This window comes from Flavobacterium sp. 40-81 (assembly GCF_001898245.1).
Classification (GTDB): Bacteria; Bacteroidota; Bacteroidia; order Flavobacteriales; family Flavobacteriaceae; genus Flavobacterium; species Flavobacterium inviolabile.
This window is the reverse complement of the sequence record NZ_MKTM01000031.1, coordinates 250,743-266,455: the sequence shown is the minus strand read 5'-3', so window position 1 is coordinate 266,455 and position 15,713 is coordinate 250,743. Positions and strand designations below refer to the sequence as shown.

16 protein-coding genes are annotated in these 15,713 nt (G+C 40.0%); 8 read left to right on the top strand and 8 right to left on the bottom strand.

The window, feature by feature from the left end; genetic code table 11:
* Positions 1-43: 43 nt before the first annotated feature.
* Genes BGO42_RS12580 through metG form a run of 5 tightly spaced genes read right to left on the bottom strand, consistent with a single transcriptional unit; the run spans position 44 to position 4,810 of the window.
* Positions 44-946, bottom strand: coding sequence for a histone deacetylase family protein (locus BGO42_RS12580; protein ID WP_273244283.1), 903 nt, complete (start codon positions 944-946; stop codon positions 44-46).
* Positions 947-1,405: an NUDIX hydrolase gene (locus tag BGO42_RS12575; protein WP_177730602.1), complete on the bottom strand. Its 459-nt coding sequence runs from the start codon at positions 1,403-1,405 to the stop codon at positions 947-949.
* A gap of 2 nt (positions 1,406-1,407) precedes the next feature.
* Positions 1,408-2,034 (bottom strand): chloramphenicol acetyltransferase, encoded by a 627-nt coding sequence (locus BGO42_RS12570; RefSeq protein WP_273244286.1) that lies wholly within the window; start codon positions 2,032-2,034, stop codon positions 1,408-1,410.
* Positions 2,034-2,720: an HAD family hydrolase gene (locus BGO42_RS12565; protein WP_177730598.1), complete on the bottom strand. Its 687-nt coding sequence runs from the start codon at positions 2,718-2,720 to the stop codon at positions 2,034-2,036. The genes BGO42_RS12570 and BGO42_RS12565 overlap by 1 nt, the downstream gene beginning before the upstream one ends.
* A gap of 29 nt (positions 2,721-2,749) precedes the next feature.
* On the bottom strand, positions 2,750-4,810 hold the full coding sequence (gene metG, locus BGO42_RS12560; protein WP_273244289.1) for a methionine--tRNA ligase: 2,061 nt from the start codon (positions 4,808-4,810) through the stop codon (positions 2,750-2,752).
* A 264-nt stretch (positions 4,811-5,074) separates the two neighbouring features.
* On the opposite strand from metG, the gene BGO42_RS12555 reads away from it, so the two are divergent.
* The 6 genes from BGO42_RS12555 (at position 5,075) to BGO42_RS12530 (ending at position 10,437) form a co-directional block, all read left to right on the top strand.
* Positions 5,075-5,974, top strand: coding sequence for a S66 peptidase family protein (locus BGO42_RS12555; RefSeq protein WP_273244291.1), 900 nt, complete (start codon positions 5,075-5,077; stop codon positions 5,972-5,974).
* A gap of 11 nt (positions 5,975-5,985) precedes the next feature.
* A complete protein-coding gene (locus BGO42_RS12550; RefSeq protein WP_177730583.1) occupies positions 5,986-6,345 on the top strand; it encodes a YraN family protein in 360 nt (119 codons plus the stop codon).
* Positions 6,346-6,418: 73 nt separating this feature from the next.
* Positions 6,419-7,078, top strand: coding sequence for an aspartate kinase (locus BGO42_RS12545; protein ID WP_177730581.1), 660 nt, complete (start codon positions 6,419-6,421; stop codon positions 7,076-7,078).
* 101 nt (positions 7,079-7,179) lie between these two features.
* Positions 7,180-9,372 (top strand): M12 family metallo-peptidase, encoded by a 2,193-nt coding sequence (locus tag BGO42_RS12540; RefSeq protein WP_273244293.1) that lies wholly within the window; start codon positions 7,180-7,182, stop codon positions 9,370-9,372.
* 103 nt (positions 9,373-9,475) lie between these two features.
* Positions 9,476-9,898, top strand: a complete 423-nt coding sequence (locus BGO42_RS12535) for a hypothetical protein (protein WP_273244295.1) — start codon at positions 9,476-9,478, stop codon at positions 9,896-9,898.
* 77 nt (positions 9,899-9,975) lie between these two features.
* Complete coding sequence (locus BGO42_RS12530) at positions 9,976-10,437, top strand: septal ring lytic transglycosylase RlpA family protein (RefSeq protein ID WP_177730575.1); 462 nt, start codon at positions 9,976-9,978, stop codon at positions 10,435-10,437.
* Here BGO42_RS12530 and BGO42_RS12525 read toward each other — a convergent pair whose 3' ends face one another.
* Together BGO42_RS12525 and BGO42_RS12520 are read right to left on the bottom strand one after the other, a co-directional pair.
* Positions 10,438-10,878, bottom strand: coding sequence for a YciI family protein (locus BGO42_RS12525; protein WP_273244309.1), 441 nt, complete (start codon positions 10,876-10,878; stop codon positions 10,438-10,440).
* Between the two features lie 10 nt (positions 10,879-10,888).
* Complete coding sequence (locus tag BGO42_RS12520; RefSeq protein ID WP_177730571.1) at positions 10,889-11,362, bottom strand: CYTH domain-containing protein; 474 nt, start codon at positions 11,360-11,362, stop codon at positions 10,889-10,891.
* Between the two features lie 94 nt (positions 11,363-11,456).
* Between BGO42_RS12520 and BGO42_RS12515 the strand changes: the two genes are divergently transcribed.
* Positions 11,457-13,496 carry a site-specific recombinase gene (locus BGO42_RS12515; RefSeq protein WP_177730569.1) on the top strand — a complete coding sequence of 680 codons (2,040 nt, stop codon included), beginning with the start codon at positions 11,457-11,459 and terminating at the stop codon, positions 13,494-13,496.
* On the opposite strand, the gene BGO42_RS12510 is transcribed toward BGO42_RS12515, so the two are convergent.
* A complete protein-coding gene (locus BGO42_RS12510; RefSeq protein ID WP_273244311.1) occupies positions 13,484-14,458 on the bottom strand; it encodes a helix-turn-helix domain-containing protein in 975 nt (324 codons plus the stop codon). The genes BGO42_RS12515 and BGO42_RS12510 overlap by 13 nt on opposite strands.
* A gap of 331 nt (positions 14,459-14,789) precedes the next feature.
* On the opposite strand from BGO42_RS12510, the gene BGO42_RS12505 reads away from it, so the two are divergent.
* Positions 14,790-15,638: a phage tail-like protein gene (locus tag BGO42_RS12505; RefSeq protein WP_273244313.1), complete on the top strand. Its 849-nt coding sequence runs from the start codon at positions 14,790-14,792 to the stop codon at positions 15,636-15,638.
* The last annotated feature ends 75 nt before the right edge of the window (positions 15,639-15,713 follow it).

Below are 15,713 nucleotides of genomic sequence, written 5' to 3'. Positions count from 1 at the left end.
CACAAAAGCTTGTCTTCGGATAAGCTTTTGTTTTTTTAATAGTTTATGAATAAAGATCGGCAGCAACCCTGTAGGTATTGGCATGCGCCTCGATGATGGTTTTAATATCGGGAGAATAGCCGCCACCCATACTGCATTGTACCGGAATACCGTGTGTCCGGCATAGTTGCAAGACCAATTCATCCCGTCTTTTGCAGGCAGCTACAGAGCAGCCCAGTTTGCCTAACTTGTCTGATGCTAAAATATCAACACCGCTGAGGTAGAAAATAAAATCCGGTTTTTGTTCGTGGATCAATTGCGGTAAGGTCCGGGTAAGAATGGCTAAATAAGCCTCGTCATCCGTATGGTCCGGAAGGGCAATGTCCAGATCGGAAATTTCTTTTTTAAACGGATAATTGGATTTTCCATGCATGGAAAAAGTAAAAACAGCATTGTCGTTCTGAAAAATTTCGGCAGTTCCGTTTCCCTGATGTACATCCAGGTCGACAATAAGGATTTTTTCAGCCAGTTTTTTACGAATCAGGTACCGGGCACCAATAGCCTGATCGTTTAACAGACAAAAGGCTTCCCCTCTGTCAGAATACGCATGATGTGTGCCGCCGGCAATATTGAAGGCAATACCGGTCTGTAAGGCTTTTTCGGCGCCTAAAATGGTTCCCTGTGCCAAACGCAATTCTCTTTCAACCAATTCGGCAGATAACGGAAAACCGATTTTGCGGACAGCTCTCGGATCCAGCGTTAGTGCGGTTAAGGCATCGACATATTCCTTTTTATGAACGGCGGTAATGTGCTCCATGTCGGGTAAACCGGGTTCAAAAAAAGCGGCTGCCGTTACCGTTCCTTCATGGAGTAACTGTTGCGGCAATAACTCATATTTGAGCATCGGAAAGCGGTGTCCTTCAGGAAGCGGATGCCTGTAAATGGGATGGAAAGCAATGGGAAACATCTATAGCGGATTAAGCTCGTCTGTAAGGCTTAACAGTACAAGGTTTTCATCATATTTAGCACTATAGGCAAAGTTTTTACCCTCGAAAATTTTCTGGTATATATGCGCGTCTGTTTCCGGAGTTTTTAGGGTGCCTAAATTGTCTTTAGGAATCCATTCCAGAATTCCTTCATTGGAAACCGGAGCAGGCTGATACGGAATATCGGCAACGTAAACAAAGCTGATCCAGTTATAATCTACCGGAGAAACTTCAAACAGGGTTCCCATAAAGGTGATGGTACTTAATTGTATTCCGGTTTCTTCAAATGTTTCCCTGATGGCGGTTTCATGCGGAATCTCATAAGGTTCCAGTTTTCCGCCCACGGGAGTATAGTGATCCTTAAAAGGTTCTTTAAATCTTTTGAGCAGGAGCAATTCGTCATTGTGTTTCAGAATAACAAAAACAGCTATCTTTTTCATCTTTATTCGTTTAATAATTGCTGCAATTTTTCAAGGAATAAGCCAACGTGATAACCGTCTGCCAGCCCGTGGTGAACGTGAACGGAAATGGCCATTTCCATTACACCGTTTGTAGTGGTCATTTTGCCATAGGATATTTTCGGACAGCTATCGGCTAAGGTAAAACTCCGGGCATGGGATAATGAGGTGAAATTGACCCATGGCACAGAGGAGAAATGAATCAGATTGTCGCTGTTGAATTCCCGGGTAAAAAGACCGGAAGTATTGCGAACGCGTTCGATCTCGTTTTGTGCTATGACGGCAAAAGTATTAATGTCTTCGTGGTACTCAATATAAGAGAAACCAAAACTGGTGTCCTCTCTGAAAATCGTGGAAGAAGCATCGATGCGGTCGTACACAACCACATGGTCACCGTCTATCCGGTAGCGAAAAGCTTCGACAGCATTTACCGCTGCCAGTGTTTTGTGTAAATAATAGGTAAAGAAAGAAATACCCAGGTTTTTTGCCGTGCTGTAGGCTTTGGTACAGTCAACCGTTGCGGTAAGTCCGAAAAAAGGCTCTTCAAATTTTCTAAAAAACTCAAAGTGCTCTTTTCGGTTCCAGTTAGCGATATCCAATTGTTTCTTCACTATAATAGTATCGGCAGTATGTCCGTTAATTTTTCGATTGTTCTGAAATTCGGATGTTCTATTTTGTGATCAATCCGTTCGTGTGCCCAGGTGGTATGAAAAGGAACGTGAACCGCATGGCCGCCAATTCCTAAAACCGGCAGTACATCCGATTTCAGGGAATTTCCGATCATAAAGAATTCTTCCGGTTTCAGATCCAGACGGGTTACCAGTTTCTGGTAATCGATTTCCTGTTTGTCCGACATAACTTCAATATGGTGGAAATAATGCCCGAGGCCGGAATCGTGAAGCTTTCGGTGCTGGTCTTTTAAATCACCTTTGGTTGCTACTACCAAACGGTATTTTCCTTTTAAAGATTCCAGCGTTTCTTCAACGCCGTCCAGTAATTCAATCGGTTTTTCTAAAAGTTCTTTTCCCAGTTGGATTATTCTTTCAATAATGGCAACGTTAATCGTATTGTTCGATATTTTTAAAGCCGCTTCAATCATGGAAAGGATATATCCTTTAATGCCATAACCGTATAACGGCAGGTTTTCAATTTCGATTTTAAATAATTCCTGCGATAAGCCCTGGTGTGACAAATAATCCTGCATTAACTCGCAGAACTTTTTTTCGGTCTCTTCAAAATAAGGTTCGTTTACCCAAAGCGTATCATCGGCATCAAAGGCAATAACTTTTAAAGACATAAGGAATGGCGTTTAAAAAGGTTAATAATTTAGTTGATCGTTTCGCCGTTTTTAACGCCTCCTGCATCCGGATTGACAAAAACCAGTTTTCCTTCGGCATTTTCAGTCATTAAAATCATTCCTTCACTTTCCACGCCTCTTAAAGCTCTTGGCGCTAAATTAGCCAGAACGGTAACTTGTTTTCCAATAACTTCTTCCGGTGTAAAATGTTCTGCAATGCCGGAAACAATAGTGCGAACGTCTATTCCGGTATCTACTTTAAGTACTAAAAGCTTGTTGGCTTTCGGCATTTTTTCGGCGGCAACGATTGTCCCGACTCTAAGGTCAAGTTTTGCGAAATCGTCGAAAGTAGCGACTTCTTTTTGAGGCGTAACGATTTTATTTTCGGCTTTATTGGCTACTTTGGTCGCTTCCAGCTTGTCTATTTGTTTCTGAATTTCTTCGTCTTCAATTTTAGCGAATAATAATGTTGCCTGTCCGATCTGATGTCCGGCAGGAAGTAAGTCGGATGTGGTACTGATGTCATTCCATCCGAAAGTATTGTCAATATTCAGGATGCCTTTTAATTTTGCTGCTGTAAACGGAAGGAAAGGTTCTGCTAAAACACTTAATGCTGCGGCAATCTGCAGGGCAACATACATTTGTGTCTGTACTCTTTCCGGGTTTTCTTTTACAATTTTCCAGGGCTCTTCATCGGCTAAATATTTATTACCCAAACGGGCTACATTCATCAATTCGCCTAAAGCTTCTCTGAAACGGTAACGTTCTATCGAGCTTGCAATAACCGCCGGATAGGCTTTCAGTTCTGTTAAAACAGCTTCGTCTACGGCTGTTAAGGCATTTGGCTGCGGGATGATTCCCTCATAATATTTGTTGCTCAGAACTACCACACGGTTGATGAAGTTTCCGAAAATAGCAACCAGTTCGTTGTTGTTTCTCGCCTGGAAATCTTTCCAGGTAAAATCGTTATCTTTTGTTTCCGGAGCGTTAGCGGTCAGTGCATAACGCAATACATCCTGTTTTTCCGGGAAGTCTGTTAAATATTCATGTAACCAGACCGCCCAGTTTTTGGAGGTGGAAAGTTTGTTTCCTTCTAAATTTAAAAATTCGTTTGCCGGAACATTATCCGGTAAAATATAGCTTCCTTCTGCTTTTAGCATCGCCGGGAAGATCACACAATGGAATACAATATTATCTTTTCCGATAAAGTGTACCAGTTTTGTATCCTGGTCTTTCCAGTACGGTTCCCAGTCTTTTCCTTCACGGGCAGCCCATTCTTTTGTAGAAGAGATATAACCGATAGGCGCATCAAACCATACATATAATACTTTGCCTTCGGCACCTTCAACAGGAACCGGGATTCCCCAATCCAGGTCACGGGTTACGGCACGTGGTTTTAAACCATCGTCCAGCCATGATTTTACCTGTCCGAAAACATTTGGTTTCCAGTCGTTTTTATGTCCGGTCAGGATCCATTCGCGTAAAAAAGCATCGTATTGATCCAAAGGCAGGAACCAGTGTTTTGTGGACTTTAAAACCGGTTTAGTTCCGGTTATCGTCGATTTCGGATTGATTAAATCGGTTGCATTTAAAGATGTTCCGCATTTTTCACATTGGTCACCGTATGCTTCTTCATTGCCGCATTTCGGGCAGGTTCCGATAACAAAACGGTCGGCAAGGAACTGTTGTGCCTTTTCGTCAAATAACTGCTCGGTAACTTCTTCGATGAACTTCCCGTCCTGATACAGCTTTTTGAAAAATTCTGAAGCGGTATCGTGATGGATCTGTGCAGAGGTTCTGGAATAATTGTCAAAAGAAATACCAAAATCTTCAAACGATTTTTTAATAATTCCGTTGTATTTATCGATAACTTCCTGCGGTGTAATGCCTTCTTTCTTTGCTTTCATAGAAATAGCCACACCGTGTTCGTCGCTTCCGCAAATGAAAGCAACATCTTTACCCTGCTGGCGTAAATAGCGGGCATAAATGTCGGATGGGACATAAACTCCGGCTAAATGGCCAATGTGTATCGGACCGTTAGTATAAGGTAAAGCGGCAGTGATCGTATATCTTTTTGGATTTTGTATCATAAAAACGTAAAATTAGATTTTGATAGTATTTTCAAAATGAAATGCAAAAATAGTTTATTAGACACTAATTAGTATGTTTTTTTCGCTCAAATTGCATAAAAACCTTTGTAAAAGGAATGAAAACATTGCCATAAAAAATAGTAAATTTGTTAGAAACGATTTCAAATGAAAATTATCAAACTATTCTCAAAAGCGGTATTTTTGAAGTCCTTTTTGATTTTAATATTATTAAATACAACGACTGATATATACTCGCAGAAAAGAATGAAAATACCATCCTATCTTAAAAAAGGCGACACGGTTGCCATTGTTTGTACCGCAAGAAAATTTTTCCCGGAAGATGCACAGCCTGCCATTGATTTGTTAAAGTCCTGGGGACTTGAAGTAAAATTAGGCAGAACCATCGGACTTGACAGCTGCCAGTTGGGCGGAACGGATAAGGAACGGATCCGGGATTTTCAGGAAATGATGGACGACGACGATGTTAAGGCAATCTGGTGTGCCAGAGGCGGATATGGAACAGTGCGTATTGTAGACAGCCTGGATTTTACCAAATTTAAAAAACACCCGAAATGGGTTATCGGATTTAGCGATGTAACGGTTTTGCACAGCCATATTCACAATATGAAAGTGGCAACACTACACGGTATCATGCCGTTTACAGTTCCCAGAACAGAAGAAATTTCGAAGGAAACGCTTCGGAAAGCTCTTTTTGGAGAAAAACTAAAATATGAAGTACCGGCAAAGGGATATGAAATTGAAGGCAAGGCTAGCGGGCAGTTAGTGGGAGGTAACCTCTCTATTCTGTACAGTTTGTTAGGTTCGAAGTCGTCTATTGATACCAAAGACAAGATCTTGTTTATTGAAGATCTGGACGAATACCTGTATCATGTGGACAGAATGATGTATAACCTGAAGCGGAACGGCTATTTTGAAGGATTGAAAGGACTGGTTGTGGGCGGTATGACCGATATGCATGATAATGAGATACCGTTCGGACAAAATGAGGTTGGAATTATTTTAGCCATCGCCAAAGAGTACAAAATTCCGGTTTGTTTTTATTTTCCGGCAGGCCATGTGAAGGATAACAGGGCACTTATTTTGGGAAGTAGCGTAGATCTGGAAGTTACGAAAGATAAAATTACGCTGGAGTTCAAACCGTAATTGTTTTTAAGATGGCATCGCATAATGATTTGGGAAAACAGGGAGAAGAGATGGCGGTTGCCTTTTTAAAGCAAAAAGGGTATGAAATAGTGGAACAAAATTGGAAGTTTCAAAAGGCAGAAATAGATATAATTGCGAAAAAAGATGCAATTTTAGTAGTAGTTGAAGTTAAGACCCGTTCTAAATTAGATTTCGGTCTTCCTCAGGAATTTGTAAAATCGAGAAAAATTCAGCTTTTACTGAAAGCGGTTAACGAATATGTAATCCTAGAGGATATCGAATGTGACGTCCGTTTTGATATTATTGCTATCCATAAAGAGGAGGGTTGTTTTAATATTGAACATTATGAGGATGCTTTTTATTATTTCTAATTTATTTTTGTTAAAGTTTTAACAGATTGTTTTTTTTGTAATTTTACAAGATTTTTAAAAACCCACTATATTTATGAAAACTATTTCCTCTGTAGTTGAACATTACATTAAAACAAAGCCATTTTTGCTCAATGGTTTGTCGCAAGGCATTATTAATTTAACTTCACTGGCACGGGTAATGATGCCGGAACTAGAGCAAGAATTAGGTAAAAACATTAAACAGGGTGCTGTAGTAATGGCCCTTAAAAGACTTTCCGAAGAGCTCGGATTTCGAATGAACCATAAATTAGATAAGGTTCTGAAGAATCTCGGAGAAATTACCGTTCGCTCTTCACTGACGGATTATAATTTCGCAATTACACCAAAGGTGCTGAGCTGTCAATCAGATCTTATTGCTGAAATTAATAACTATACCGATATCTTTTATACCTCTTCAAGAGGAGTTAACGAAACCAATATTATTGTAAGTGATTCGCTTAATCATCTGGTAGAAAAACATTTCGCAGAAGAGAAGTGGGCACATAAAACAGAAAATCTGGCTTCGATTACCGTTAAACTTCCAAAAGACAATCTTTCTGTTCCCGGATTGTTCTACTATGTTTTCCAGCGTTTGGCCTGGGAAGGAGTAAACATCTGTGAAGTAGTTTCAACAAATTACGAGTTTACTATAATCGTGAGCGACGATCAGGTTGATATTGCCTTTAAAGCAATAAAAGACCTTAAGAGTATGTAGTTAAAAGGTTAAAATCATACGGTTATACCGTTAGTATTGATTAGTAGTTGATTATTTTTTTATATTTGGACTGACTAAAAATACTAACTAGACTAGCTAAAATGAAAAAAATTACCCTTTTTCTGACCCTAATGGTAGGGTTAACTGTCTTTTCTCAGAATAAAGTCGCCCAGAAAGTGGGTGAATTGCAGTCGAGAAAGGCAGACTTCAAGAAATTTTCGATATTAGCAGCGTCACAAAAACCGCAGGGTAAAGAAATTGCCCGGGTGGTAAGTGATGCTTCTTTTGCAGAGATTAAGACGGAAGCGGTTAATGAAATTGTATCCCAGAAAAACGGAACAATTGAGTTGGAAATACCTTATCACGATGAAATCATAACGCTTCAGCTTTATAAAGTGGATTTATTAGCTGAAGGGTTTCATATTGATACGGATAAGAAGAAAAATATTGCCTACCAGCCGGGTGTTTATTATCGCGGAATCATTAAAGGAGATGACAAATCGTTAGTGTCCTTTAACTTTTTCAGGAATGAATTGAACGGAATTGTTTCCAGTGCAAAACTGAGTAATCTGACCATCGGTAAACTGGATAAAAAGAACAACCAGAAAGATTACATTATCTATGAAGATCAGAAATTAAAAATTGCCAACGATGCAGAATGTGCTACTGATGATAAAGTAGGGGAATTCAAAAATGAACCTGCTACATCATTGAACCCAACTAGTACAAAATGTGTGACGGTTTATTTTGAAATGGATTACAACCTGTATCAGTCCAACGGAAGTAATACAACAACAACTTCAAACTGGATGACCTCTGTTTTTAATAATGTACAGACATTATATAATAACGATGGTATTACAACAGCGTTGAAATCGGTTTATATCTGGACAACACAGGATCCTTATGAAGGAGTAGGAACCAGTTCAGGGGATTATCTTGGTAAATTTAATGCCGTAAGACCGGTTTTTGATGGCGATGTAGGACAGCTTGTAGGTATTGATCCGGGAGGATTAGGCGGTGTAGCAGTAACCATTGGCGGAATATGTACAGCTAACAATTACAGTTATTCTGATGTGAACTTCAGCTACAGTACAGTGCCTACTTATTCCTGGACCGTTCAGGTGGTAACACACGAATTGGGTCACTTGCTTGGATCAAGACATACGCATGCCTGTGTGTGGAATGGCAATAACACGGCGATTGATAACTGTGCACCAAGTGCATTGGGATCTACAGCAGAAGGATACAGCTGTATGACAAACCCTCCAACAATCCCTTCTTCTTCCGTTAAAGGAACCATTATGAGCTACTGCCATTTGGTGAATGGAGTAGGAATAAGCTTTACAAACGGATTTGGTCCGCAGCCAACAACGGCCATTTTAAATCACGTAAACTCCAGAGCCTGTTTGAGTACAGACTGTATCAATACCTGTATCAATACGGTTACCGGAATAGAATCGACTATGGGAGCTGGCAATACATCAGCCATCATCACATGGACAGATTCCGGAACGGCTACCTCATGGGAAATTGTGGTATTCCCGTTTTCAGGAACGCCGGGAACGTGGACTACGGTTACTACCAATTCGTTTGATGCTCAGGGCTTAAGTCCGAATACCTATTATAAAGTTAGAATCAGACCGGTTTGTACTGCCGGAGCAACCTCATTATCCCGTGATTATATATTGTTAACAGGTGCAGATTACTGTAACAATATTCAGTTAACAGATACCGGAGGTGTATTTGGACAATATGCTAACAACCAGACTTTTGTTAGATCGTTAGTGCCGAATCTGGCTAATAATAAAGTGAAAATCACTTTTACAAGCTTCAGACTGGAAGACGGTTATGACTTCCTGTATGTTTATAACGGTTCTACTACTGCAGCACCATTGGTGGGCGGTGCAGGATTAACCGGAACAACAATTCCGGCACCAATTGAATCGACAGCTGCAGACGGAGCATTGACACTTAAATTCGTTTCCGATCCGGGTGTAACCGATTCCGGCTGGGTAGCAACAACATCTTGTGTACCGTCATTGGGATTAGATGAAGCAACCTATCTGGATTTCTCTTACTATCCGAATCCTGCAAACGGTTTGGTAACTATAGTTTCCAAAGATGCGATAACCGCTTTAGAGGTGTTTAACGTACAGGGACAATTATTGTACTCGAACAAGCTGAATGATATGACTACAAAAGTTGACATGTCAAATTATGCAACAGGTACTTATTTCTTTAAAATGACTATCAATAATCAGACAGTGAATTTTAAAATTGTGAAATTTTAATTAAAATAAAATCACCAATGTTTAAAAACCGTTTACACTCACAGGTAAACGGTTTTTTTAATTTTCAAATCCTTATCTTTGTTTGTAAAACAAAAACAAAACTATGTACGAAATTATTCAAAAGGCCCATTCCGGTTTGGCTTACCTGGCTTTATTGGCATTATTTATTGCAGTGATTAATGCTTTTATGGGGATTAATTCTAAAAGAAATTTTGAACCAAAAGACCGAAGAATCTCATTATTCGGATTAATTTTTTCCCACATCCAATTACTTTTTGGTTTTATTCTTTACTTCGTTTCCCCGTTAGGTAAAGAAGCACTTGGACAAATGAGTAACAGTGCCCTTCGATTAACATCCTTGGAACATCCGCTGATCAATATTATTGCGATTGCTTTAATCACTGTAGGATGGTCAAAACATAAAAGAGAAGAAAGCGAAAATGGAAAATTCAAAAAAATCGCCGTTTTTTATGCAATAGGATTACTTCTTATATTAAGCAGAATACCATGGAGTCTATGGTTTTAATAATTGAAAGCCCGTAAGGGCTTTTTTTATCAATGGCATGTTTCTTGCTGACTTAAGTATCTTTAAAATTGAATAGAATGAAAAAAATAATTGTATATATAGTATTCGTTTCGCTTTCTGTTTTGCTAATTAGCAGTGTTACCGGTAAGGTTTTTGCCGTACAGGCTGACCCTAAAACAAAAGCAAATGATACCATTAAAAAAGATTCAATCGCTATTCAGGGCGGACTTAAACTTAAGGGTTTCAAAAAAAATGTTCACGCATCCTATTATGCCGATCGGTTTAATGGCAGACGAACAGCCAGCGGTAAAAAATTTGACAATTCAAAATATACGGCAGCACACCGGAACTTACCGTTCGGATCTAAAATTAAAGTGACAAACGTTGCCAATAAAAAAGCGGTTATCGTTGAGGTAATCGACAGAGGACCATTTACCAGAGGACGTGAAATCGATTTGTCCAAAAAGGCGTTTATGGAAATCACTCATGGTAAAGGAAGAGGATTTGTCAATGTAAATATTGAAATAATCCAGGATTAATTACTTCAGCTTACTTCCTTTAGCAGCCCACCATCCGATGGTTTCCACTTCCAGCCGGCCGGCTTTTACCGCCGGATCCAGTTTGGCAAGACTGTCAGCCTCTTTTAAAGTAGCGGTGTTAAAAATGACAATACCGGAAATATTGTCGTGTTTGTCAATAGGACCGGCAAGGCTTATTTTACCGGTTTCATGCAGCCAGGAAAGATGGGCCATGTGATTTTTCTGGATCACTTCCGTTTCTTCTTTCGGCTGATTTCTGTTTTTCCCTTTTTTTAATAAAACCAGGAAATACTTCTGCATGGTGTAGGTAGTATCACCGTCTTGATATCGAAACGTCTCCGGGGCAATTCCGGAAACCACTGCTTTCTTTTCCGTTTGGTTTTTTGGAGTACCGCATGAAAAAAGAAAGAATAATACCGATAAGGAGGTAAAATATTTCATAAACAAGGGGTTAAAGTGACCAGCTTTGATACGGATGATGACTTAAAAAAGCATTGTAATACCTTTTGTCACCCGTGACTTCTTTGCCAATCCAGTCCGGTTTTTCGAAATGCTCCGATTCCGAATCCAGTTCAATCTCGGCAATAATCAATCCTTCGTTTTCTCCGGAAAACACATCCACTTCATAAACGTGATTACCCTGCGGTATCTCGTAACGGATTTTATCGATAACACCCTTTTCACATAAAAGAAGAAGGTTTTCGGCCTCTGCCAGTGGAATCTCAGTTTCCCATTCAAACCGGGTCGTTCCCGACGCATTGCCTTTGCCTTTGATCGTGATATAACCCTTTTTGCCTTTAATCCGTACCCTTACCGTTCTTTCCGGATTGGAATTCAGATAACCCTGAACAATCCTGTTTTCGGTATGTGCAGCGGCTTTAAAAGCATCGGATGTAACTAAAAACTTTCGTTCTATTTCCTGCATTTTTAGAGAAATTAACCTAATTTAGGAGCAAGTTAAGAAAATAATACCGCTCAAATTGTAATTTTGCGGGAGAATAATTGCCAAAAACAACAGTATGAATTTAAGACATAAACTACAATCAGCCTTGACCATTGAAGCGTTGTTTAACAAACACTTTGAAAATCAACAATATGTCTCTGAAGATAATCTGCATTTTTTGGTGGATTTAGTTCATCTTTTCCGACCGAAAAAACCGAAAAAAGAAACCGTTGTTTCCATTGCGAAATTACTGCTCTACCTACAGGAGAATCCCGAAAAAAGAGCCTTACTGATAACCTATCTGACGCATGTTTTTAAAGAAAGAAAATTCAGCCGGATGCTTTCGGATGCAGCGATATTACAGGATTCCGATTTTGTTTTTGAAGTAAAAAAACGATTGTTAGCCAAGGTTTTACCCTATCAGCCGCAAAAAGACACACTGCAATACATCTTGAATCAGGTGTTTTACCTGAACTCGGATGCTGTCTGGATTAACAAAGTCCCGATAGAAGAGCTGTACCAGCTTTATGATTTATTGTCTTTTAACGATATGTATGTTTCGGCTAAAGAAAAATCACCACTATCCGAAATGTTGCAGGTAATGAGCATTATCCCGCAGCGTATGAGCGGTAGAGCGATGGAGAATGATGTGATCAAGATGGTGCCGGAATACAGCCAGTTTGAAAGTCCGTTTACCGCTTTTGAAAAAGAATTGCTGCTGATAATAGAAAGGGTAAGAACCGATGAAGCGCATTCCATTACATCCGATGATCATTTTTACAAGCAATTACTGATCTTACACAAGCAATGTGAAGAATATGTCGACAAGGCATTTAGCAACAGCTCCAAATACGGAATATCGATAAAAGTTAACCAGAGTTTGCTGCGAATCCGCCAGCAGCTGTACCGGATGAAAATCCTGATTCCGTTATTGGTGGTCAATAAAGAAGAAGACAAAAGAAACAATACCATTCAGTTAGCATTAAAACTCATCAAGTTTAATTGCTATAAAAATAATGTTGGCCAGTTGTTCAACGAAAGTACACAGCTGCTTTCGTATGAAATCACGCAGCATACGGCCAAAACCGGCGAGCATTATATTACGGAAAGTGCCGGCGAATATTTTGGCATGCTGAAGGCGGCGCTTGGCGGCGGCTTTATTGTTGGGGTGCTTTGCGTGATCAAACTATTGTTTTCGAAGATTGAAACCAGTGCTTTCGGGCATGCCTTTTTATACAGTTTGAACTATTCACTGGGTTTTATCGCCATTTACCTTTGCGGATTTACGCTGGCAACCAAACAGCCGGCAATGACGGCAGCAACCATTATCCAGTCGTTAGAAAAAGGAATGAAGAAACAGTCCAGAAACGAAGACAAGCACAGCTCGTTTGCCCGGCTTTTTGCCCGTTTATTCCGTTCGCAGTTTATCGCTTTTGTGGGTAACGTAGTCATGGCTTTCCCCGTTTCGTTATTGGGAATATGGCTTATCGACCTTGTTTTCGATTACAATATTGCAGCGACAAAATGGCCTAAACTATTGGGTGATTTAAACCCCATATATTCTGCGGCCATCTTCCACGCTTCGATAGCCGGTGTGTTTTTATTCCTTTCCGGGATTATTTCGGGAAGTATTTCCAATCGAAACAAACACAATCAGGTGTATTATAGAATCCAGGAGCACCCGTTGTTAAAGCTGAGTCTGGGTGTGGAAAAAACAAAAAAAATAGCCACCTGGTTTGAAAATAACTGGGCGGGAATTGTTTCAAACGGATGGTTTGGCGTCTTTTTGGGAAGTACCGCTTCAATAGGAATCTTTTTAGGACTAAACCTGGATATCCGCCACATTACTTTTGCCAGCGGAAACTTTGCCTTAGGACTATACGGAACCGATTTTAAAGTGGATTTCTGGATGATTTTCTGGAGTATTCTCGGAATCGGAATAATTGGTTTTATGAACTTTATTGTGAGCTTTGCACTGTCGTTAGGACTTGCGTTTCGTTCCCGGAATATTCCAATCTCGGAATTCCGTTTGCTGAATAAAGCCATCTGGGCACATTTTAAAAAACATCCGGGTGCCTTTTTCTTCCCGCTAAAGGAAAGAAATCACGAAGAATAATCGTTATTCAGCTGCCGGATCATATCGGAAGGCGTGATCTTTTCAAGCTGCTTAAACACACGGTTAAAAGTAGATTGATTCGAGAATCCGGCTTCCGTATAAATAGACATCAGCGTTACTTTTTCCAGATCGTTTTCGACCAATAGTTTTTTCACACAATTAACCCTGTACCGGTTGAGATAGCTGTTAAAATTGGGATAACCGTGATGGCGTATTGCTTTTGAGATATAGCTGTTGTTTACACCCAATGCTGCCGACAGTTTGGAGATGTTGAAAGTAACATCCTTATAAAACTGCTGGTCTTGCATGGCGCTTTCAATCTTTTCAAACAGTTCATCTGCAAACGGCGGATCTTTTTCGGCAACGTTGCCCGTTCGGGTTTCCGTATTCGGCACATTTTCAATTTGATGGTAAATCTCTTCCCGCCGTATTTTATCCTTGTAATAGATGAGAAGGGCAATCACAGCTACATTAGAGATAACAAGAAAAGTATCCGTCAGCTTTACATCTTCCCGGCTGTGTTCTTTAAAGTCAAAATCAAAATTTACGGAAATCAAATAGCCTGCAGCAATATTTAAAAGAACAAACAGACTGTAGAGAATAACATATTTTCTGGAGAAAAACACATAAGCGGCTAATGGAATTGGCATAAGCCATACAAAACTTGCTACAGAGTTGTGCCAGAAAGCGAGCATGATGTAAAAATTGTAAAAGGAAGCAATGATCATATACGAATGAACCAGTATGTTAACAGAGTACCGCTTGCCAATGATGAAATAAGAATATAGCAGGAAAAAAAGCCCGCCATAGAGATACCAGGACATTGTTTTGTCTACAATGAAAAAGGTAAAAATGCCGGCAAATATAAAAAGCACAATGGCCATTAAAATGATATAGGAACGAACCAGCGCTTTTTTATATTTTTCGATCTTCTGAAGTTTTGTAAGGCCTGAGGATGTCATTACTGTTCTATTATTACCGGGTTATTACTTCAACTATTTTTCAATCAGTCATATTCTGTAAATGACTGTATTAAGGCGTTGACTAGGAGTGCTTTATAGAGTATAAGCCGTTTTCCGGTTTTCATTGATAGGACCTGAAAATGATTTGTCTGGCGGGATAACTTTGCACTTCAATAAAGCGGGATAACTCTTTGTACTATTAAAGCGGGGTAACTTTATTTTGGGGTAAAGTGTTTATTAGTGTAAAGATAAAGAAGACAGGGTAAAAATAAAATGATTTCCAGGTCGTATCCCGCTTTTTTAATAAAATATTTAAAAAGCACGTAAAAAGATGAAGGAAGTTAAGTTATTGGGATGCAGTTTGATTTTAAGTTTTTTTTCTATTGGAATTTTTGCACAGGTAGGCATCAATACTGCGGCTCCGAAAGCCACTCTGGATGTTGTAGGAAAACCGGATGCCGCAACATCGGCCGACGGCGTAATTGCTCCGAGAATGACCGGTGATCAGCTAAAAGCCAAAGATGCGGTCTATCTTGCTGAGCAGACCGGAGCACTGGTATATGTAACGGAAGCGGTAAACACACCATCAGTAAAAACGGCGAGAGTAGATAAGCCGGGATATTATCTCTTTAACGGGGTAACCTGGAAATTTGCTTTTGGCGGAAATGATGAGGACATTGCCATCGGCGAATTGGTCTATTATCACGGTAGTATTCCGGCAAGTACGGCCGGCGCGAATATCCTGGCAAGCACCTATCTTGCTGACCTTCCCGTATTGGGCGGTGTGCTGAGGCTGGATGCCCAGTTTAACGCCAATTCCTCGGGAACAGGTGCCGCAACTACATTTAATCCCCGTTTGTACAACGTGAGTACCGGCAATATTAAAATTTGGGTTTCGGAAGTGTCTACCCATACCGGAGATTCCGATAATGGAAACATAAAATTAGTGCCGGGTGATTACCGGCAGTTTGACGATGGCGTTTACCTAACCCAGACCCATAATGAAACCGTAACTTTTGATATTACAATGCAGGAGCCGGAACCACGATGGTACAGGGTATATTATGCCATTCGCGTAGACAATAAATCCTATGCAGGAAGCAGTAATGCGACTACTACAGATACAAATACGGCAGACAATACCCGGGAATTGTTTTTATCCGTACAGAAGCTGTATTGATTTCCGGAACTATTTAAAAAAATCCATTTCTACAAACATAAAACAGAACCTATGTGATCGGAGAGGCTTAACGGC